At 59.3% G+C, this 19,203-nt stretch carries 20 protein-coding genes; 3 read left to right on the forward strand and 17 right to left on the reverse strand.

Features of this window, described 5'->3' with window-relative positions:
* Positions 1-69 precede the first annotated feature (69 nt).
* A complete protein-coding gene (glmS, locus tag L7A15_RS02595; protein ID WP_237188216.1) occupies positions 70-1,953 on the reverse strand; it encodes a glutamine--fructose-6-phosphate transaminase (isomerizing) in 1,884 nt (627 codons plus the stop codon).
* Between the two features lie 143 nt (positions 1,954-2,096).
* Between glmS and coaA the strand changes: the two genes are divergently transcribed.
* Entirely contained in the window at positions 2,097-3,053 is a 957-nt protein-coding gene (gene coaA / locus L7A15_RS02600; protein WP_237200256.1) for a type I pantothenate kinase, read from the forward strand.
* Positions 3,054-3,131: 78 nt separating this feature from the next.
* Here coaA and L7A15_RS02605 read toward each other — a convergent pair whose 3' ends face one another.
* Complete coding sequence (locus tag L7A15_RS02605; RefSeq protein ID WP_237208083.1) at positions 3,132-3,296, reverse strand: hypothetical protein; 165 nt, start codon at positions 3,294-3,296, stop codon at positions 3,132-3,134.
* Between the two features lie 46 nt (positions 3,297-3,342).
* Here L7A15_RS02605 and L7A15_RS02610 point away from each other — a divergent pair, with 46 nt between their 5' ends.
* The gene (locus tag L7A15_RS02610) at positions 3,343-3,876 is read left to right on the forward strand and encodes a M15 family metallopeptidase (protein ID WP_237200254.1); all 534 of its coding nucleotides are present in this window, start codon (positions 3,343-3,345) and stop codon (positions 3,874-3,876) included.
* Between the two features lie 166 nt (positions 3,877-4,042).
* The gene (gene mscL / locus L7A15_RS02615; protein WP_237200253.1) at positions 4,043-4,420 is read left to right on the forward strand and encodes a large conductance mechanosensitive channel protein MscL; all 378 of its coding nucleotides are present in this window, start codon (positions 4,043-4,045) and stop codon (positions 4,418-4,420) included.
* A 411-nt stretch (positions 4,421-4,831) separates the two neighbouring features.
* On the opposite strand, the gene L7A15_RS02620 is transcribed toward mscL, so the two are convergent.
* From L7A15_RS02620 to map, 15 genes are all read right to left on the reverse strand, one after another.
* Positions 4,832-5,989, reverse strand: coding sequence for a mannitol-1-phosphate 5-dehydrogenase (locus tag L7A15_RS02620; RefSeq protein WP_237208084.1), 1,158 nt, complete (start codon positions 5,987-5,989; stop codon positions 4,832-4,834).
* Positions 5,990-5,991: 2 nt separating this feature from the next.
* On the reverse strand, positions 5,992-7,956 hold the full coding sequence (locus L7A15_RS02625) for a PTS mannitol transporter subunit IICBA (RefSeq protein ID WP_237188208.1): 1,965 nt from the start codon (positions 7,954-7,956) through the stop codon (positions 5,992-5,994).
* A 247-nt stretch (positions 7,957-8,203) separates the two neighbouring features.
* On the reverse strand, positions 8,204-9,559 hold the full coding sequence (glmM, locus tag L7A15_RS02630; RefSeq protein WP_237188206.1) for a phosphoglucosamine mutase: 1,356 nt from the start codon (positions 9,557-9,559) through the stop codon (positions 8,204-8,206).
* 25 nt (positions 9,560-9,584) lie between these two features.
* Positions 9,585-10,673 carry a polyphosphate kinase 2 gene (gene ppk2, locus L7A15_RS02635; protein ID WP_237188205.1) on the reverse strand — a complete coding sequence of 363 codons (1,089 nt, stop codon included), beginning with the start codon at positions 10,671-10,673 and terminating at the stop codon, positions 9,585-9,587.
* A gap of 220 nt (positions 10,674-10,893) precedes the next feature.
* Positions 10,894-11,382: a 30S ribosomal protein S9 gene (gene rpsI / locus L7A15_RS02640; RefSeq protein ID WP_135013062.1), complete on the reverse strand. Its 489-nt coding sequence runs from the start codon at positions 11,380-11,382 to the stop codon at positions 10,894-10,896.
* Positions 11,383-11,417: 35 nt separating this feature from the next.
* Positions 11,418-11,861 (reverse strand): 50S ribosomal protein L13, encoded by a 444-nt coding sequence (gene rplM, locus L7A15_RS02645; protein ID WP_135013063.1) that lies wholly within the window; start codon positions 11,859-11,861, stop codon positions 11,418-11,420.
* A gap of 292 nt (positions 11,862-12,153) precedes the next feature.
* The gene (truA, locus tag L7A15_RS02650) at positions 12,154-13,095 is read right to left on the reverse strand and encodes a tRNA pseudouridine(38-40) synthase TruA (RefSeq protein ID WP_237208085.1); all 942 of its coding nucleotides are present in this window, start codon (positions 13,093-13,095) and stop codon (positions 12,154-12,156) included.
* Positions 13,096-13,235: 140 nt separating this feature from the next.
* Positions 13,236-13,925 carry a 50S ribosomal protein L17 gene (gene rplQ, locus L7A15_RS02655; protein ID WP_237208087.1) on the reverse strand — a complete coding sequence of 230 codons (690 nt, stop codon included), beginning with the start codon at positions 13,923-13,925 and terminating at the stop codon, positions 13,236-13,238.
* Positions 13,926-14,023: 98 nt separating this feature from the next.
* A complete protein-coding gene (locus L7A15_RS02660) occupies positions 14,024-15,019 on the reverse strand; it encodes a DNA-directed RNA polymerase subunit alpha (protein ID WP_237188202.1) in 996 nt (331 codons plus the stop codon).
* 146 nt (positions 15,020-15,165) lie between these two features.
* Positions 15,166-15,570 carry a 30S ribosomal protein S11 gene (gene rpsK / locus L7A15_RS02665; protein WP_083090739.1) on the reverse strand — a complete coding sequence of 135 codons (405 nt, stop codon included), beginning with the start codon at positions 15,568-15,570 and terminating at the stop codon, positions 15,166-15,168.
* 71 nt (positions 15,571-15,641) lie between these two features.
* Positions 15,642-16,010 (reverse strand): 30S ribosomal protein S13, encoded by a 369-nt coding sequence (gene rpsM / locus L7A15_RS02670; RefSeq protein WP_083090738.1) that lies wholly within the window; start codon positions 16,008-16,010, stop codon positions 15,642-15,644.
* Positions 16,011-16,172: 162 nt separating this feature from the next.
* Positions 16,173-16,286 carry a 50S ribosomal protein L36 gene (rpmJ, locus tag L7A15_RS02675; protein ID WP_004005257.1) on the reverse strand — a complete coding sequence of 38 codons (114 nt, stop codon included), beginning with the start codon at positions 16,284-16,286 and terminating at the stop codon, positions 16,173-16,175.
* A gap of 141 nt (positions 16,287-16,427) precedes the next feature.
* Positions 16,428-16,649: a translation initiation factor IF-1 gene (gene infA, locus L7A15_RS02680; protein ID WP_083090737.1), complete on the reverse strand. Its 222-nt coding sequence runs from the start codon at positions 16,647-16,649 to the stop codon at positions 16,428-16,430.
* Between the two features lie 434 nt (positions 16,650-17,083).
* Positions 17,084-18,265 carry a 23S rRNA (adenine(2503)-C(2))-methyltransferase RlmN gene (gene rlmN / locus L7A15_RS02685; RefSeq protein WP_237208089.1) on the reverse strand — a complete coding sequence of 394 codons (1,182 nt, stop codon included), beginning with the start codon at positions 18,263-18,265 and terminating at the stop codon, positions 17,084-17,086.
* Positions 18,266-18,319: 54 nt separating this feature from the next.
* Positions 18,320-19,153, reverse strand: coding sequence for a type I methionyl aminopeptidase (gene map, locus L7A15_RS02690; RefSeq protein ID WP_237208090.1), 834 nt, complete (start codon positions 19,151-19,153; stop codon positions 18,320-18,322).
* Positions 19,154-19,203: the final 50 nt, after the last annotated feature.

Consider the following 19,203-nt stretch of genomic DNA (forward strand, 5'->3'; position numbering starts at 1 on the left):
CCCCGTACCCAAAAAGGACCCCGTACCCAACCCGGGTACGGGGCCCTTTTCTCACTCACTGAGGAGGTCTTACTCGACGGTCACTGACTTAGCCAGGTTACGGGGCTGGTCGACGTCGTAGCCCTTAGCGTGAGCCACTGCGCAGGCAAAGATCTGCAGGGGCACAGTGGAGAGCAGGGGCTGGAGCAGGCTGGGTGAGGAGGGGATGCGGATGATGTGATCTGCATGTTCCTCAACAGCGGTGTCGCCCTCTTCAGCGATCACGATGGTCACTGCACCGCGGGCGCGGACTTCCTGGATGTTGGAAACAACCTTGGCGTGCAGGGAGTCGCGGCCGTTGGGTGAGGGGACGATGACGAAGATGGGCTGGCCTTCTTCAACCAGGGCGATGGGGCCGTGCTTGAGCTCGCCTGCTGCGAAGCCTTCGGCGTGCAGGTAGGCGATTTCCTTGAGCTTCAGGGCGCCTTCAAGGGCGACGGGGAAGCCGACGTGGCGGCCCAGGAAGAGGACGGACTTGGCGTCCTTCATGGAGGTGCCGAGGTCCTTGACCTGCTGCTCGTTGTCGATGACGGCCTGGATCTTCTCGGGCATCTTCTGCAGTTCTTCAAGGATGGAACGGATTTCGTCCTTGAACATGTTGCCGCGCAGCTGGGCCAGGTAGAGGCCGAGCAGGTAGGCTGCAGCGATCTGGGAGAGGAAGGCCTTGGTGGAGGCTACCGCGATCTCGGGGCCGGCGTGGGTGTAGAGGGCGGCGTCTGCCTCGCGGGGCAGGGTGGAGCCGTTGGTGTTACAGATGGAGACAACCTTGGCGCCCTGTTCCTGGGCGTGGCGGACGGCCATGAGGGTGTCCATGGTTTCGCCGGACTGGGAGAGGGCAACGACCAGGGTCTTTTCGTCGACGATGGGGTCGCGGTAGCGGAACTCGTGGGCCAGTTCTACCTCGGTAGGGATACGGCACCAGTGTTCGATGGCGTAGCGGGCGACCTGGCCTGCGTAGGCTGCGGTACCACAGGCAACAACGATGATCTTGTTGACGGAGCGCAGGATTGAGTCGTCAATCTTGAGTTCGTCCAGGGTCAGGTTGCCCTTTTCGTCCAGGCGGCCGAGCAGGGTGTCGCGGACGGCGGCGGGCTGCTCGTGGATTTCCTTTTCCATGAAGGAGTCGTAGCCACCCTTTTCGACGGCTGCGGCGTCCCATTCGATGGTGAATTCCTTGCCGTGGGCGGGGAAGCCGTCGAAGTCGATGATGGAGTAGTCGCTACCGGTGATGGTGACGATCTGGTCCTGGCCCATTTCGACTGCCTTCTTGGTGTAGTCGATGAAGCCGGAGACGTCAGAGCCGAGGAAGTTTTCGTTCTCGCCCAGGCCGATGACCAGGGGGGAGTTGCGGCGGGTTGCAACGACGCGGTCGGGGCAGTCAACGTGGACGGCCAGGATGGTGAAGGCACCTTCGAGGCGGTTTGATGCCTGACGGACGGCCTCGGTGAGGTCCTTCTTCTCCAGCTTGTTGTAGATGGAGGCAATCAGGTTTGCTGCGATTTCGGTGTCGGTCTGGGACTTGAATTCACAGCCCTCTGCGACCAGTTCTGCACGCAGTTCTGCGAAGTTTTCGATAATGCCGTTGTGGACGACGGCCAGGCGGCCGTTGTCGACAACGTGCGGGTGAGCGTTGTTGTCGGTGGGGCCACCGTGGGTAGCCCAGCGAGTGTGACCAATACCGATAGTGCTTTCAGGCAGGGGGTTGGCCTCTACTTCTGCTTCGAGGTTGGCCAGCTTGCCTGACTTCTTTCGGAATTCGATGCCGTTATCGCCGATGAGGGCGACGCCGGCTGAGTCGTAGCCGCGGTATTCCTGGCGGCGTAGACCTTCGAGAACCACATCGTATGCGGTATGGTCAAATTTCTTACCGTCTGCGGCAGTGCCGAGACTTACGTATCCTACGATTCCACACATAAGTGTCATATTACAGGCATAGACAGGTAGAGGGCTGAGGAGGGCTTGACGCGTTGGCCACAGTGTCGCAATTGATGGTTATTTTCTAGACAGCACCGTTGTCACAATAGACCCCTGCCCTGGGGGCCCGTAGACTGGGGTGAATGAGCACTTCTACGACTCACTCCAAGCTTTCCCCTTTTCGGGAGCTTGACCGCGATACCTGGTCCCGTCTGGCCCAGGAGATTTCTGTGCCCCTCAGTGAGGAGGAGGTCGCCCAGTTGCGCGGACTGGGCGACACGATTGACCTGGATGAGGTCAGTCAGGTGTACCTGCCTATTTCCCGGCTTTTGAACCTCTATGTTGATGCAGCGACGCACACCAACCGGGTGACCGATGATTTTTTGGGGGTTGAGGGCCAGAAGGTTCCTTTTATTATTGGTGTGGCCGGGTCTGTGGCGGTGGGCAAGTCGACGACGGCCCGTGTCCTGCAGGAGCTTCTGCGCCGTTGGCCCTCTACTCCCAACGTTCAGTTAGTGACGACCGACGGCTTTCTCTATCCCAACCGCGTTTTGGAGGAACGGGGACTCATGGGGCGCAAGGGCTTCCCTGAATCATATGACCGCCGGGCCCTCTTGCGCTTTGTGTCCGAGGTGAAGTCTGGGGCGCCGAGGGTCACGGCCCCTAAGTATTCTCACCTTTACTACGACATCATGGAGGGCGAGCGCATTGAGGTGACCAGCCCGGATGTCTTGATTGTGGAGGGCTTGAACGTCCTGGCCCCAGCCAAGCTGGGGGCCGATGACAGCTCGGCGTTGAGCCTGGCTGATTTCTTTGATTTTTCGATTTATGTGGACGCCCGCACCCGCGATATTGAGTCCTGGTATGTTCAGCGGTTCCTCAAGTTGCAGGCTTCGGCTTTCACGAACCCGCATTCTTATTTCCGGCGGTATGCGGATCTTTCCCAGGAGGCTGCTATTGAGCTGGCCTTGAGTATTTGGCGGTCTATTAATGAGCCTAATTTGAGGGAGAATGTGCGTCCGACGCGGGGCCGGGCCCAGTTGATTTTGCAGAAGTCCCATGACCATAAGATCCGTAAGGTTCTCTTGCGAAAGAATTAGTGTGTTCCAGTTTTCTTCGGTGCGGCCGCTGGCTGCTTGTTTGCTTGGTGCGATTTTGGTGACCGGGTGCAGTTCTTCTCAGGACGCGAGCGCCCCGGCTTCCTCGGGAGCGGAGGCGAGTAGCCTCCAGGCAGGTTCCGCCCCGTCATCAGCTGCCCCTTCTGCTACCTTGTCGGTGTCGCCAGATAGCACCGGCGAGGCGGCCTCTTCGAGTAGCCCGGCGTCGCCCTCGGCAGGAGGCACCCGCCGTCCTGCCGATATCAGCTCACCAGATTCGATTACCGTCTTGGTGAATAAGCAAAACCCACTTACCCCCATCACCTACTCGCCTTCCGACCTCGTTCCGGTAGGTTCGGTGCAGTTGCGGGCAGAAGCAGCAGAAGCAGCTGAGCGAATGATGGCTGATGCAGCTGCCGCTGGGGCACCCATGTTTGCTGTCAGCGGTTTCAGATCCTACGAGACCCAGCAGGGCACCTACTCCAACTGGGTTGCCCAGCAGGGGCAGGAATATGCCGATACAGCCTCCGCCCGCCCCGGCTATTCCGAGCACCAGACAGGCTTGGCCCTTGATATTGGCACTGGCACCGGGTGCGACCTCCAGCCCTGTTTCAAGGACACCGCCGCAGCGATCTGGGCAGCTGAGCACGCCCAAGAGTACGGCTTTGTGGTGCGCTACCCCTGGTGGCACCATGAAACAACCGGCTACTGGTATGAGTCCTGGCACCTGCGCTATATCGGTATTGAAGAGGCTAGAGCTTTCAAGGAATCAGGCTATGCCACCCTGGAAGAGTTCTGGGGAACCGGCCCTGCCCCCACCTACTAATCCTTGCATTCCTGCAGGTTAACCCGCCTCGTAGAGCCTTTAAAAGGGCTAAATGTGTGACGCACCTTAACTAGGGTTGGAATTGTGAGCAAACCCACTAGCTTCAGCCTATTTTTCTGTGGGCGGGGGTCTTTTCTCTGGGCTGAAAACCGGTATTCTTGAACTCATGCTTAGTGGATTTAAAGATTTCATCACTCGCGGCAATGTCATCGACCTCGCAGTAGGTATGATCATTGGCACCGCTTTCACCGCCGTTGTTAACGCCCTGGTCGAGTCCGTCCTGATGCCTGCCATCTCCATGATTGTCAAGGCTCCCTCCTTTGACGAATTCCTCGTCTTTGGTGATATCAAGGTCGGCGTCTTCCTGACCGCAGTTGTTAACTTCCTGCTGATTGCTGCTGCTGTTTACTTCTGCATCGTTATGCCCATCAACAAGTTCAACGAAGCTCGCGCTGCCAAGCTCGCCCTCGATGAAGAAGTTGAAGAAGAAGATCCCCAGGTTGCCCTCCTCAAGGAGATCCGCGACGCCCTGGCCAACAAGTAATCTTCCTGCTTGAGTTTTTGAGCACTAAGCCCCGGTGGAAACACCGGGGCTTTTCTTATGCCCTAAACCAGGCTTACCCTGTGCCCGGCCCCGATCTCTCCCCCATCTGGGGCCCGCCAGGGCAGGGCCTCTCCCCTGCACGAGACCCAGGGAGCAAACCCGAGCAGCAAGCACTAGCAACGAGTCCAGTACCGAACTGCCCCTGACTTGCTCCCTAGCCCCACAGACCTGAGCTAACTCCTTGTTGCCTATCGCCCACCAGCCCAGCTCCGACCCTGCACCAGCCCTCACAAGGGGTAAAACTAACGGCCCGGCTCCCCTACCCTCTGGTAGGTGAGCCGGGCCGTGTTCGTCCTGTCTCTTTGCCCCCCTGCCTGCGAGCAGAAGGGGGCTTAGGGCAGGTCTGAGGGGCTAGGCAGCAAGACGGGCCTCAACCTGGGCCAGCAGACCAGCGAAGAGGGGGTGATCAGCTGACAAGCCGGTGAGCTCCTGGGCTACCTCAGCGGCGGTCTTCTCCCCGGCGCGGGCAGAGGCCAGGATTGCCTGGAGTTCAACCGACTCAGGGTCCTCAGCAACATCGAACTCCAGCAGGGCTCCGACGGTTGCCAACAGGGCGTCGGTCGGACGGCCCATCTCAGCGAGTTCAGCAGCCGGGCCGATGAACCGCTCGTTGCGGGAAATCTTCCGCAGCGGGGAACGCCCAACGCGTTCAGTGGTATCGGGCAGGTCCGGGTTGGCGAAGCGGGCCAGGATCTTCTCAACGTAGGCCTGCTGAACCTCGGGCTCAAAACCGAACTTCCGCACGATCAGGTCCTTGGTTTCAGCCAGGGTTGCCTCAACCTTGGCGCGAATCTCAGGGACCTCAAGGGCGTCAGAGAGCTTGGAGATTCCAGCCTGCTGGCCGAAATAGGCGGTAGTGGCGTGGCCGGTGTTGACGGTGAAGAGCTTGCGGGTGATGTAGGGGGCAAGGTCCTCTACCCAGGTTGCCCCGGGGATCTCGGGAACGTCCTGGCCGAAGGGGCCGGTTTCCACAGCCCATTCGTAGTAGTTCTCCACGGTCACGTCCAGCCCCTGGCCGGGGGCCTGGTTGGGCACGATACGGTCTACAGCGGTGTTGGCGAAGATGGCGACGCTATCTGCCTCGGGGAAGTGCTTGCGGACTTCCTCAGCCAGGCCGTCGGTGGCGTTGATAGCGTTTTCGCAGGCCATGACGGCCACCTTACCGGCAACCCCCCGTTCGGCCCGGAGCTTGAGGCCGTCGGCGATATTGACGGCAACGAACTTGAGCACGGTGGGGCCAACGGCGGTGGTGACGACGTCGGCGGTGGCGATTTCTTCGGCCAGGGCCTGGGGGTTCTCAGCTGAGTTGATCCCCCGGAAGTTGCTGATGGTTAGGTCCTTGGGGTCGTGGCCGACTTCGTGGACGGTGTAGGTGTCCTGCTCATTGAGGGCGTCAATGAGGGGGGCGGCGACGTCGGAGAAGACCAGCTCGTAGCCGGCCTCATTCAGGATGACGCCAACGAAGCCTCGGCCAATGTTGCCGGCCCCGAAGTGTACTGCCTTCTTCATGGTTACTTGACCTTTCCAAAGATCTCGAGGATTTCCTCTGCGGTGGTAGCCGCTTCAAGCTGGGCTACTGATTCTTTCTTCGAGAACAGCTTAGCAACCTTCTGGAGCAGTTCCAGGTGGGTTCCGCCGGCCCCGGCAATGCCGATGACGAAGTTGACGGGCTTGCCACTCCAGTCGATGGGTTCGGTCAGACGGATGAAGCTCATGGCTGAGCTGTGGATGGCGTCCTTGGCCTCGTTGGTGCCGTGGGGAATGGCCAGCCCGTTGCCCATGTAGGTGGAGACGGAGGCTTCGCGTTCGTGCATGGCTGCCCGGTAGCTGTCGTCTACCTTGCCGGTGGCCACGAGCAGGGCACCGGCCTGGTTGATGGCGTCGGCGCGGTCGGTGGCGCTAGCGTTCAGGACGATGGTGTCGAGGGTCAGCACCTGCTCTTCGGTTGCGACGGCGGCAGAAGCGGCAGGGGCGACGGCAGCGGGGGCGGGGCTTGCCTGGCCCTGCTGCTGGGAGCGGATCATGTCAACGATTTCGTCGTAGCGCGGGGAGTTCATGAAGTTGTCCACGGCAACGTGAATGGCGCTGGGGGTGGGGGTAGCGGCCCGATCTGCCAGGTCCTGGTGGGAAACCAGCAGGTCGTATTCGTCTTTGAGGTTGCTGATAGCGCTGTTGGTGACGGTGACGAGGTCGCCGAACCCGGCGTCCTTAATCTTGTTCCGCAGAACGGAGGCGCCCATAGCGGATGAGCCCATACCGGCGTCGCAGGCAAAGACGATGGTGCGGATTTCCTGGTTCTTGTTGGCGGTAGCAAAGGCACCGGCGACAGAGGACTTCTTGCCCTTCATCTCTTCCATCTTGGCAGCAGCTGATGACAGGTCATCCTCACCCTGCTTGGAGAACTTGAGGATCACTGCAGAAACCAGGAAGGAAACGAGGGTAGCGGCAAAGACGCCCAGGTAGATCTTGAAGTGGTCCCCTTCAGCAGCAACAGCTGTGATGGCAAGAATGGAGCCGGGGGCTGACGCTGAGGTCAGGCCGACGTTCAGGGTCATGAAGGTGAAGGTACCGGTCATACCGCCTGCAATCGCGGCGATAATCAGCTGAGGCTTCATCAGGACGTAGGGGAAGTAGATTTCGTGGATACCGCCGAAGAAGTGAATCAGGGCTGCACCGGGGGCAGTTGCCTTGGCTGAGCCGCGGCCGAAGAAGCAGTAGGCCAGCAGGATACCCAGGCCGGGGCCGGGGTTAGCTTCGAGCAGGTAGAGGATGGACTTACCCTGCTCCAGGGCCTGGGCGGTACCCAGAGGGGTGATAATGCCGTGGTTGATGGCGTTGTTGAGGAAGAGGACCTTAGCCGGTTCAATCAGCAGGGCGGTCAGGGGCAGCAGGCCGGTGGAGACAAGCCAGTTAACAGCTGCTTCTGCACCCGCTGAGAAGGCCCGCATGACGGGGGTCAGCAGGAACATGGAGCCCAGGGCGGCAATGACGGCGAAGATACCGGCTGAGAAGTTGTTGACCAGCATTTCGAAGCCGGGCTTGATCTTGCCGTCCCACAGGCCGTCCAGCTTCTTCATGCACCAGGCAGCCAGGGGGCCCATGACCATAGCGCCCAGGAACATGGGGGAACCGCCGGCTTCACCGACGAAGAGGGGGTCACTGGCACCCATAATCACGCCCATGGTTGCGGTTGCGCCGACGACGCCTCCGCGGTGCTCGTAAACGATCTTACCGCCGGTGTAGGCGATCAGGATCGGGAGCAGGTAGAAGACCATGGGGCCGACCATGGTAGCTACCAGGGCGCTAAAGTCGGTCAGGCCGGGGAAGTACTTGGGCACGAGGCCCTTGGGGATAAAGAGGGCGGTGATGATACCCCAGGCGATCAGGGCGCCGATGTTGGGCATAATCATGCTTGATAGGAAGGTGCCAAACTTCTGCACGCGCACGCGCAGGCTTGGGGTCTGAGTCTCAGCCATTGAGTCCTTCTTCTAGTGATTGTATGCGGGTGTCAAAAAAGCCCCCAGAATTGGGCCATCGTCGGCGCTCTGGGAGCAATTCAAGTTCAGTCTACCGCCTCTCTGTCCTGTCAGACAGGTGTAAGGCGGGATCGTTCTTGCCCAATTTCTCACACCTGTTAGACAGGTTTAGCCGGGTTGTTTCTATACAAGCAAACGAGCCTCTCCCACCTGGGGAGAGGCCCGTTGTCATAAGGCTTATTCAGTTTTAGATTGCCAGCTCTCGGGCAACGACGTCGGCCAGAGCCTGGGCTGTTGCGTCGGCAACCTCCTGGGTGGCAGCTTCGACCATAACGCGCACCAGGGGCTCAGTGCCCGAGGGACGGAGCAACACCCGGCCGGTATCGCCCAGGTCAGCTTCTGCCTGCCGAATGGCAGCCTGCAGGGGCTCACACCCGGCAACACCGGAACGGTCCACGCCCTTAACGTTGATCAGCTTCTGCGGGGTTGCCTGCATACGGTTGGCCAGCTCAGACAGGGGCAGGCCGGTACGGGCCACCTCAGCAGCCAGGTGCAGGCCGGTCAGCACGCCGTCGCCGGTGGTTGCGTGGTCTGACATAATCACATGGCCAGACTGCTCACCACCCAGGTTAAAGCCGTTCTTATTCATGGATTCCAGCACATAGCGGTCGCCCACAGAGGTGCGTTCCAGCTTGATGCCATGCTCCTTGAGGAAGATTTCCAGGCCCAGGGAGCTCATGACGGTAGCCACCAGGGTATCGTCCTTGAGGGTTCCGGCTTCCTTCATCTGTAGGGCCAAAATAGCCATGATCTGGTCGCCGTCCACCAGGTTTCCCTGCTCATCCACGGCCATGCAACGGTCGGCGTCGCCGTCGTGGGCAATACCCAGATCGGCGCTGTGCTTCAGCACAGCCTCCTGTAGCTTCTCGGGGTGGGTTGAGCCAACCCCGTCGTTGATGTTGACGCCATCGGGGTCAGCACCAATCACGAAGACCTTGGCCCCCAGGGCGTGGAAGGCGTCCGGTGAAACGCCAGAGGCGGCCCCGTTAGCGCAGTCCAGCACAACCTTCAGGCCGTTGAGGCGGCGGTGCTCGGGCATGGTTGAAATCAGGTGGGTGACGTAGCGGTCCTCACCGTCGGTTAGGGGGCGGACGCGCCCGACCTCACCGTGGGTGGGGTAGCGGAAGTCCTTGGAGCGGTAGAGCGCCTCAATAGCATCTTCCAGCTCGTCGTCCAGCTTCTTACCGCCACGGGCCAGGAACTTAATGCCGTTATCTTCTGCCGCATTGTGGGAGGCAGAAATCATGACGCCGAAGTCCGCTTCAGTGCTTGCTACCAGGTAGGCAGCGGCGGGGGTGGGCACCATACCGGCGTCGAGCACATCGACACCTGAGGCCGCGAATCCGGCAGTCATGGCTGCACCGATGAACTCACCCGAAATACGGGAGTCATGGGCAATAACAGCCTTAGGGCGGGTACCTTCTTTTACCGTATTGAACCCAAGGACGATGGAAGCGGCCTGCGCTAGCTCCATAGCAAGAGCAGGAGTGATCACTTCGTTAGCGAGGCCGCGAACACCGTCGGTTCCGAATAATCTAGTCATTACTGATTATTCTAACTGCTGAGTACTACTTTTCTTCGCGTAGAACAGGGAATCCTTCAGGGTTTTCCGGCACATCGTCTTCCAGGACGTCGGCGCCCTTGCCCACGATCAGGGGGTCGGTAGTACCTACCAGGGCGTGGTCCTTGTTGGGGTACTCGAACTGGCCCAGGACGTGGCGCATTGCTTCCAGGCGGGCCCGCTTCTTGTCGTTAGACTTCACGACGGTCCAGGGGGCGTCCCCGGTGTCGGTGTAGAAGAACATGGCTTCCTTGGCTGCGGTGTAGTCGTCCCACTTGTCCAGGGAAGCAAGGTCGGTGGGGGAAAGCTTCCACTGGCGCACGGGGTCGGTGCGGCGGGAGTTGAAGCGAGCCAGCTGTTCTGCCCGGGTGACGGAGAACCAGAACTTAATAAGCTTGACGCCGGAGTTCACCAGCATGCGCTCCAGCTCGGGGACCTCACGCATGAACTCGTAGTACTGCTGGGAGGTGCAGTAGCCCATGACGCGCTCAACGCCGGCGCGGTTGTACCAGGAGCGGTCCATGAGCACGATTTCGCCGCCGGAGGGCAGGTGCTGGATGTAGCGCTGGAAGTACCACTGGGTCTGCTCAATGTCGGTGGGCTTTTCAAGGGCGACAACACGGGCACCACGGGGGTTGAGGTGCTCCATGAAACGCTTGATAGCGCCACCCTTACCTGCTGCGTCGCGACCCTCAAAGATGATGAGGACCTTCTGACCGGTCTCCTTGATCCAGAGCTGGAGCTTGAGCAGCTCAATCTGCAGGGCCCGCTTTTCCTTTTCGTATTCCTTGCGGGAGAGCTTCTTGTCGTAGGGGTAGCCAGCCTTCCAGGCGTCTGACTTCTCACCGGAGTCCCCTGCCAGCTTCTTGGTCAGGGATGAGATTTCGTCGAGCTCAGCTGAGTAGTCTTCAACGACGGAGACTCGGCGGGCTTCCTTGGTGAGGGCGGCCTTGACGGCCTCCTTCTTGGGGTCAAGGACGGCGGTGGTTTCTGCCTGCTCGGGAGCTTCAGCGCTCTGAGCTTCAACCGGGGTTTTAGCAGCCTTGCTGGCCGCGGCTGAGGTCTTGTTCGTGCGAGTGGTGTTCGAAGATGCCACGGGCACCCTTTCTCTCGTGAAATGTTCCACAACTATTGTAGAACCAGTTTGTGGTTTCGCCCACTGTTACACCGGTTTTGACCCTAACCAAAGCCGTCCCCCCCTCCCCCAGCGCCGGTGGACAGCAGGGATGGGATATATAAACAGAAGCGCCCCGCTTCCACAGAGGGAAACGGGGCGCTTGAGATAAGCGAGGGGCAAGAGCCCACACAGTTGACGCTTAGCGCTTGGAGAACTGTGAAGCCTTGCGTGCCTTCTTAAGACCAGCCTTCTTACGCTCGATAACACGGGCGTCGCGGGTCAGGAAGCCTGCCTTCTTCAGGGCGGGGCGGTTGTTCTCAGCGTCGATCTCGTTCAGGGCACGAGCAACGCCAAGACGCAGAGCGCCAGCCTGGCCGGAGGGGCCGCCACCTGAGATACGGGCGAAGACGTCGTAGGCGCCTTCGAGTTCAAGCAGCTTGAAGGGGTCGTTTACTTCCTGCTGGTGCAGCTTGTTGGGGAAGTAGTTGTCGAGCTCGCGACCGTTGACGGTCCACTTGCCGGTACCGGGTACCAGGCGGACGCGGGCAACGGCTTCCTTGCGACGGCCAACAGCCTGGCCACCAACGGTCAGGGCGGGGCGGGCAGCCTTTTCAGCAACGGGTGCTGAAGACTCGGAAGTGTAGCTGGTGAGCTCTTCTTCGGTGGTGTACTCTTCGTTCTGAGCCACGATGTCTCCTTTAATAGTTCTTTCGTAGGCCCGAATTACTGGGCAACCTGGGTGAATTCGTAGGTCTTGGGCTGCTGAGCTGCATGGGGGTGCTCAGAACCTGCGTAAACCTTGAGGTTCTTGAGCTGCTGGGCAGCCAGCTTGTTCTTGGGGAGCATGCCCTTGACAGCCTTCTCTACGGCGCGAACGGGGTTGGTTTCCAACAGTTCGGCGTAGTTAACTGACTTCAGACCACCGGGGTAACCGGAGTGGCGGTAGGCACGCTTCTGCTCAAGCTTGGCACCGGTCAGTGCAACCTTTTCAGCGTTGATGATGATGACGGAGTCACCCATGTCAACGTGGGGTGCGAAGGTGGGCTTGTGCTTGCCGCGCAGCAGGATTGCGGTCTGGCTTGCGAGACGGCCGAGAACAACGTCAGAGGCATCGATGATGTGCCACTGGCGGTTGTTGTCGCCTGACTTCGGAGTGTAAGTGCGCAAAATTTCGCCTTTTCTCGTTTCTTGTAGCGCTAGTTGGGTATCGCGCTGGTTTACCTAGGTGCGTTATCGCAGGGTTTGGGTGAGGGCCAAACACATCTGCGTTACTGAATCCCTCAGACCTCTTGTTCCCCGTTATTGTCCTGCAACTAGACCGAAGAACAGGGTACGAAATGAGGGCAGTGAACGCACAACGTATGAAACTATACCCAATTCTTGGTCTTTAAGCCAGGGAAATCAGCATTAAACTCCCCCGGTTTGACCGACCTCACCTTTAAATCACACTCGTGTGATTTTACTTCTGGTCGGGTAAGGTTCTGAGTTTTCTGGCTTTGTCGCTTTGGGCGGCATACCCAGATTCGTCTGGATACAGAATCGAGCTGAGAGCCAGTCCGCGGGGTGCGGCCAGACGTACCTGAGAATCGCGGACGGGGTCTGTGATCCGTGAAAGTAACCAGGCTTCGTCTTTGGTCCCCTCCCCCACCATCACGATGGATGCTATGAGGGTTCGCACCATGTTGTGGCAGAAGGCGTCTGCTCGAATAGTTGCCTCGATGAGGCCATCTGCTCGTCGTTCAAAACTGAGTTCCCTCAGTTCCCGAATTGTGGTGGATCCTTCACGGGGTTTGCAGAAGGAGAGGAAATCGTGCAGTCCCAGCAGACTGGTTGCAGCCGTGTTCATTCGGACGAGGTCGAGTGGCTTGTTTACCTGCCAGGCAATCAATCGATTGAGCGGGTTTGACCCGTCTTCTTCCTGGTTATCCTCAATGAGGTACCGGTAGGAACGTTCGAGGGCCGAAAACCTTGCGTCGAAGGTGAGGGGAACCTCGCTGACCTCTTGGATTGTGATTGCCTTCTGCAGGTAGCCCTGGAGTTTAGCAGGGATGCCTAACTCCCTTTCTGCATCTGCCAGGGACCGGCTCAAAGCACCTCGCAGTTTTCTGCGGAGCGACCGCGCAGGGGTGTCCTTGCTGCGCCCCGGTAGTTGTTCCCACTTACTCAGAGGCGCATCACAATGCACTACCTGATGCAGGGCATGCACACCGGCGTCCGTCCGTCCGGCAACTGTGGTGTATACGGGTTGCCGGAAAATGAGTGCCAGGGCGTTTTCCAGCACTCCTTGCACCGTTACCAGATTGGGTTGCTTTGCCCACCCAGCGAAAGGTCCGCCGTCATAGGCGAAATCGATGCGTACCCGCACAAGAGGTTCGTAGAGTGTCTGCTCTGGTTTGGTCATGGTGCTCCTCATGTGGGTGGCAGGGTTGCGGGTTGGTTGTGTATTGGGTGCGTGTATTACTTTACCGATTTAAAAAGAGAAGGGCGGCCCTTCCCTTGACTGGGAAGAGCCGCTCTTCACTGACTCAGTGACTACGGTGATTAGTCTTCTGAGATGGTCTGTGCTGCTGCACCACCTGCAGGTGCGTAACCTGCTGCTTCAGCTGATTCCTTGGTGTCGAACCAGATTTCAGCCTGGGTGTTTGCGTACCAGCGTGAGCCGGGTACGTGGTACTTCATGGAGTCAGCGTTACCCTTGATTTCGAAGCCTTCGGGGGCTTCGCCGTTCTCGGTTGCTGCGTGTGCGCCTGCGGGCAGTTCTGAGGTTGCGGCTGCTGCCTTGGTCTCTTCTGCTGCGGGGGCGGTTGCTTCTTCCTTAGCTGCTGCAGTTTCGGCTACCTTGGTAGCTTCAGAAACAGCGGCTGCGGTTGCAACGGGCTCCATGACCAGTTCGATAACTGCCATGGGGGCGTTGTCGCCCTTGCGGTTACCGATCTTGGTGATGCGGGTGTAGCCACCGGGGCGCTCTGCCATTGCGGGTGCAATGACGGTGAAGAGCTCGTGGACTACGGACTTGTTACCGATGGAACGCAGGACGCGGCGGCGAGCGTTGAGGTCACCCTTCTTAGCGAAGGTGATCAGGCGCTCAGCGACGGGGCGCAGACGCTTTGCCTTGGTAACGGTGGTGGTGATGCGCTTGTGCTCGAAGAGCTGCTGAGACAGGTTGTTCAGCATGATGCGCTCGTGGGTCGGTGATCCGCCGAGGCGGGGACCCTTAGTGGGAGTAGGCATAATTTATTCTCCTGGTAAGCCGTTCCTTACTGCCTCACGGCAGGGGAACCAAAGATGTTTGACTGGTGTAACGCTGTGCTGCGTTGACTGCCGGTGTCTTAGTAGTCGCTACCGTAGCTGTCGTCGTCCTGCAGGCGGGCTGAAAGGTCCATTCCGGCGGGTGAGTCCTTGAGGGACAGGCCGAGTTCGGTGAGCTTTGCCTTGACTTCGTCGATGGACTTGGCACCGAAGTTGCGGATGTCCATGAGGTCTGCTTCGCTGCGGGTCACGAGTTCACCCACGGTGTGGATGCCTTCGCGCTTGAGGCAGTTGTAGGAGCGGACGGTCATGTCCAGGTCTTCGATGGGCAGAGCCAGGTCTGCGGCCATTGACTCGTCAGCGGGGGACGGGCCAACTTCGATACCTTCAGCGGCGGTGTTGAGTTCACGGGCCAGGCCGAAGAGCTCAACAAGGGTGTTGCCTGCTGATGCGACTGCGTCGCGGGGAGCAATTGCTTCCTTGGTTTCGACGTCCAGGGTAAGGGAGTCGAAGTCGGTGCGCTGCTCAACACGGGTTGCGCTTACGCGGAAGGTGACCTTCAGAACGGGTGAGTAGATGGAGTCAACCGGGATACGGCCGATCTCTGCATCGCCTGACTTGTTCTGAGCTGCTGAGACGTAGCCACGGCCACGTTCAATGGTCAGTTCTGCGTTGAAGTTTGCGCGGTTGTTGAGGGTTGCGATGTGGAGATCCGGGTTGTGGATCTCGACGCCTGCGGGCACCTCGATGTCAGCTGCGGTGAGTTCACCTTCGCCCTGCTTGCGCAGGTAGGCAACTACGGGTTCGTCGTTCTCGGAGGAGATGGAGAGCTTCTTGATGTTCAAGATGATCTCGGTGACGTCCTCGGTTACACCTTCTACGGTGCTGAATTCGTGCAGCACACCGTCGATGCGGATGCTGGTGACAGCGGCACCGGGGATGGATGAGAGAAGGGTGCGACGGAGGGAGTTACCCAGGGTGTAGCCGAAGCCGGGTTCGAGGGGCTCGATGGTGAAGCGTGAACGGTTTTCCGATACGTGTTCTTCACGCAGGATGGGGCGCTGTGCAATGAGCACTATGTTTCCTTTCGGTGAGCATCCGCTATATGAGCTCACAGGTTGGGAAAAACGAGTGAGGAAGCAGACGAAGCAGTCTGTTCATTGACCTGCTACCGGCAGGTAGCTGGTCGCCCGAGGTTCGGGACGCGTCTAGACAGGATGGTTTAGACGTGGCGGCGCTTCGGAGGACGGCAGCCGTTGTGGGCAACGGGGGTTACGTCCTGGATGGAGCCAACTTCGAGGCCGGTGGCCTGGAGTGAACGGATAGCGGTTTCGCGGCCGGGACCGGGGCCCTTGACGAAAACGTCTACCTTGCGGACACCGTGTTCCTGAGCGCGCTTTGCAGCGGTTTCAGCGGCCATCTGAGCTGCGTAGGGGGTTGACTTACGTGAACCCTTGAAGCCCATTTCACCGGCGGATGACCAGGAAATAACAGCACCAGAGGGATCAGTGATTGAAACGATGGTGTTGTTGAAGGTTGACTTGATGTGTGCCTGACCGGCAACAATGTTCTTGGAAACCTTGCGGCGGCCGGTACGCTTGGCCGCTGCGCGAGTCTTGGGAGGCATTTTTGATTCTCCTACAAAGTTTTGGTTGAAGTGTTGGTCTTAGCTAATAGGCAAGACTGGAACAACACTGGTTACTTCTTCTTACCTGCGACGGTACGCTTCGGGCCCTTGCGGGTACGGGCGTTGGTCTTGGTGCGCTGGCCGTGTACGGGAAGGCCACGGCGGTGACGCAGACCCTGGTAGCTACCGATTTCGACCTTGCGGCGGATGTCGGCAGCAACCTCGCGGCGAAGGTCACCTTCAACCTTGTAGTTGCCTTCGATGAAGTCACGAAGAGCTACGAGCTGGGTGTCGTCAAGGTCCTTGACGCGGGTGTTGGGGTCAACACCGGTTGCAGCAAGTGCTTCTTTTGCACGGGTCTTGCCCACGCCGTAGATGTAAGTAAGAGCAATTTCCACGCGCTTTTCGCGGGGAATATCGACTCCAGCGAGACGTGCCATGGGGCGTTCTCCTTGTTTTCGCAGAGGTCTGTGACATCACTGCCCGAAGTTTTCTTCGGTCCCCGGCCTCTGTGCCCGGAGGTATCCTGCTTGTGGCAGGAGCGGTGCCATTTTCTGTTGTGCCACCTTCTGGGGGTGGTCTTGTCAGCGGTTGGCTAGTGATTAGCCCTGGCGCTGCTTGTGGCGCGGGTTTTCGCAGATCACCATGACCACACCGTGACGGCGGATCACTTTGCACTTGTCGCAGATCGGCTTAACGCTCGGCTTGACCTTCATCGCATTCCTTTGCGTTGATGTTTCAGCTAATGCTTTGGACGGGCGGGGTAAGAGGTTCTGTGTCCGGCTAGCCGGTGGGAGAACTATTTACCCCTTTTACACGGTTTAAACGCCGCTGGTAGGCGACGTTTAGGTTCGTGTTTACTTGTAGCGGTAGACGATACGACCGCGTGAGAGGTCGTAGGGGCTGAGCTCGACTACTACTCGGTCCTCAGGCAGGATTCGAATGTAGTGCTGACGCATCTTGCCTGAGATGTGGGCAAGTACCTTGTGTCCGTTATCTAGCTCAACGCGGAATGATGCGTTGGGCAGTGCTTCGACCACGGTACCTTCAATCTCGATGACGCCGTCTTTCTTGGCCATATCCTCCGCTTTACTTTCGTGCATCCAAGTTTTTCTTGGCTGCTCTTGGTAGTTTGTATCTGTTTCGGCCGTTATCCCGGTTTTCCGGGTGCCGTCCGCTTGCCTCAAAAGGGCATGGCACAGACAACCAACAATCTAATATACGGCAAAAGCCCCGGAATGTTAATGGTTTTCGCAAAACATAGCGAGCTTCACATTAATATCCGGGGCTTAAGCGCAGGGGCAGGACGCTCCGGCAGCCGACTGGCTGGGGCTGGCATGAATTGGCCGAGCGCCCCGGCGCGAGGCCAAGAAGGTTAGTCGGCTAAGGAGCGTCCTGTCCTGCGTATTTCGTTTAGTCTTCCTTAGCCGCCAGCTGGCCGCAGGACGGAGGCAAAAATTCCGAGCGCGCGAGGAAATAAATTTTTGCTGGAGTCGGTGCCGAAGGCCAGGCCTTAGTCTTCCTTGGCTGCTAGCTGGCCACAGGCACCGTCGATGTCGCTTCCGCGTGTGTCGCGCACGGTGGTGGGGATGCCGTGGGCGCGGAGGCGTTCGACGAAGTTTTGTTCGACGCCCTTGCGGGAGGCCGTCCATTTGGAGCCGGGGGTGGGGTTGAGCGGGATGGGGTTGACGTGGACCCAGCCGCGTCCGCGTTGGGCTAGTTTTTTGCCGAGGAGGTCGGCCCGCCAGCCTTGGTCGTTAATGTCGCGGATGAGGGCGTATTCGATGGAGATTCGGCGGCCGGTGGTGCGGTAGTAGTCGTAGGCGGCGTCGAGGGTTTCGTCGACTTTCCAGCGTTGGTTGATGGGGATGAGTTCGTCGCGGAGTTCGTCGTCGGGGGCGTGGAGGGAGAGGGCTAGGGTGATGGGGAGTTTTTCGAGCTCGAATTTGCGGATGCCGGGGACGAGGCCGACGGTTGACATGGTGATGCCGCGGGCTGAGATGCCGAGCCCTTCGGGGGCGGGGTCGATAAGGCGGTGGACGGCGCCCATGGTTGCCTTGTAGTTGGCGAGGGCTTCGCCCATGCCCATGAAGACAATGTTGGAGACGCGTAGGGGGCGGGTATCTTCGGAGCCGCCTTCAGCCTGTTCGAGGCCTTTCATGTCTTTGAGGTAGCGGGCCCCTGCGATGACCTGTTCGACGATTTCGGCGGTGGAGAGGTTGCGGGTGAGGCCCTGCTGGCCGGTGGCGCAGAAGGGGCAATTCATGCCGCAGCCTGCCTGGGATGAGATGCACATGGTGACGCGGTTGTCGTAGCGCATGATGACGGATTCGACGAGGGCACCGTCGAAGAGCCTGTGGACGACTTTGAGGGTGTCGCCGCCGTCTGCTTCAAGGGTGCGGACGGTGGTGAGCAGCTGGGGCATGGCGTCGGCAACCATCTTGTCGCGTTCTGCTGCGGGCAGGTCAGTCATCTGGGCGGGGTCGTTGACGAGACGTTCGAAGTAGTGTTTGGAGAGCTGGGCTGCGCGGAAGGGCTTGTAGCCTAGTTCTTCGAGGAAGGCACGGCGGCCAGCCATGTCAAAGTCTGCGATGTGGCGCGGGGGTTTGCCACGGCGGGGGGCTTTGAGGATGATCTGGCCGGGTTCGGGGCGGGTACTGGAGATTTCCAGGGGGACGCTGGTGGTTTCGGTCATGCTTGGTGCTTTCGGTGCGATGCGGGGCGGACGCGGTAGGTTGGGTTCCCTTGTTTAAGCGGGAATGGGTTTGACGGTGACGCCGAGTTTGGAGAGTTCGGAGGCACCGCCGTCCTCAGCGGTGAGTACCCAGATTCCTTCTGAGTGGACGCAGACGGAGTGTTCCCACTGGCAGGCGTCTCCCCCATCGACGGTTTTGATGGTCCAATCGTCCTCGAGGGTGACAGTTTCGATTCCTCCGGTTACGAGCATGGGTTCGATGGCCAGTGCCATTCCTTTTTTGATGCGGGGGCCGAGGTCCCGGGCTGCGTAGTTGAGGACGTCGGGGGCCATGTGCATGGAGGTGCCAATGCCGTGGCCAACGAAGTCTTCAATAATGCCGTAGGTATCGCCGGTTTCTTCTCGAACGAAGTTTTCGATGGCAAAACCGATCTCGCCTACCTTCTTTGCGGTTGCGAGGGCGGCGATACCGTGCCAGAGGGCAGCTCGGGTGATTTCTGATAGTTCCCGACGTGCTTGGGATACTTCCCCGATGAGGACGGTGCGGGCTGAGTCGCCGTGCCAGGTTACGCCACGTTCGTCCTGGATGGTGGCACCGCCGTCGATGGAGATGATATCTCCTTCTTGCAGTTTGCGGGATCCGGGGATTCCATGGACGACCTCGTCGTTGACTGAGGTGCAGATGGTGGCCGGGTAATCGTAATAGCCCAGGAAGTTTGAGCCTGCTCCGTTCTCGGCGAGGACCTGGCGGAAGACGGTATCGAGTTCGGCTGTGGTGACGCCAGGGGCGGCAGCTGCTACAGCTGCGTCGAGTGCGCGGGAGGTGATGACTCCAGCTCGTGCCATCTGGGCTAGTTGCCGGTCGGTCTTGTATTCAATGCGGCGCATGGTGCCCCTTCCTGGGCCAATCAGAATTTCTGTGCAAACTACACTAGTCT

Source organism: Rothia nasimurium (assembly GCF_928391935.1).
In the GTDB taxonomy this organism is placed as follows: domain Bacteria; phylum Actinomycetota; class Actinomycetes; order Actinomycetales; family Micrococcaceae; genus Rothia; species Rothia nasimurium_D.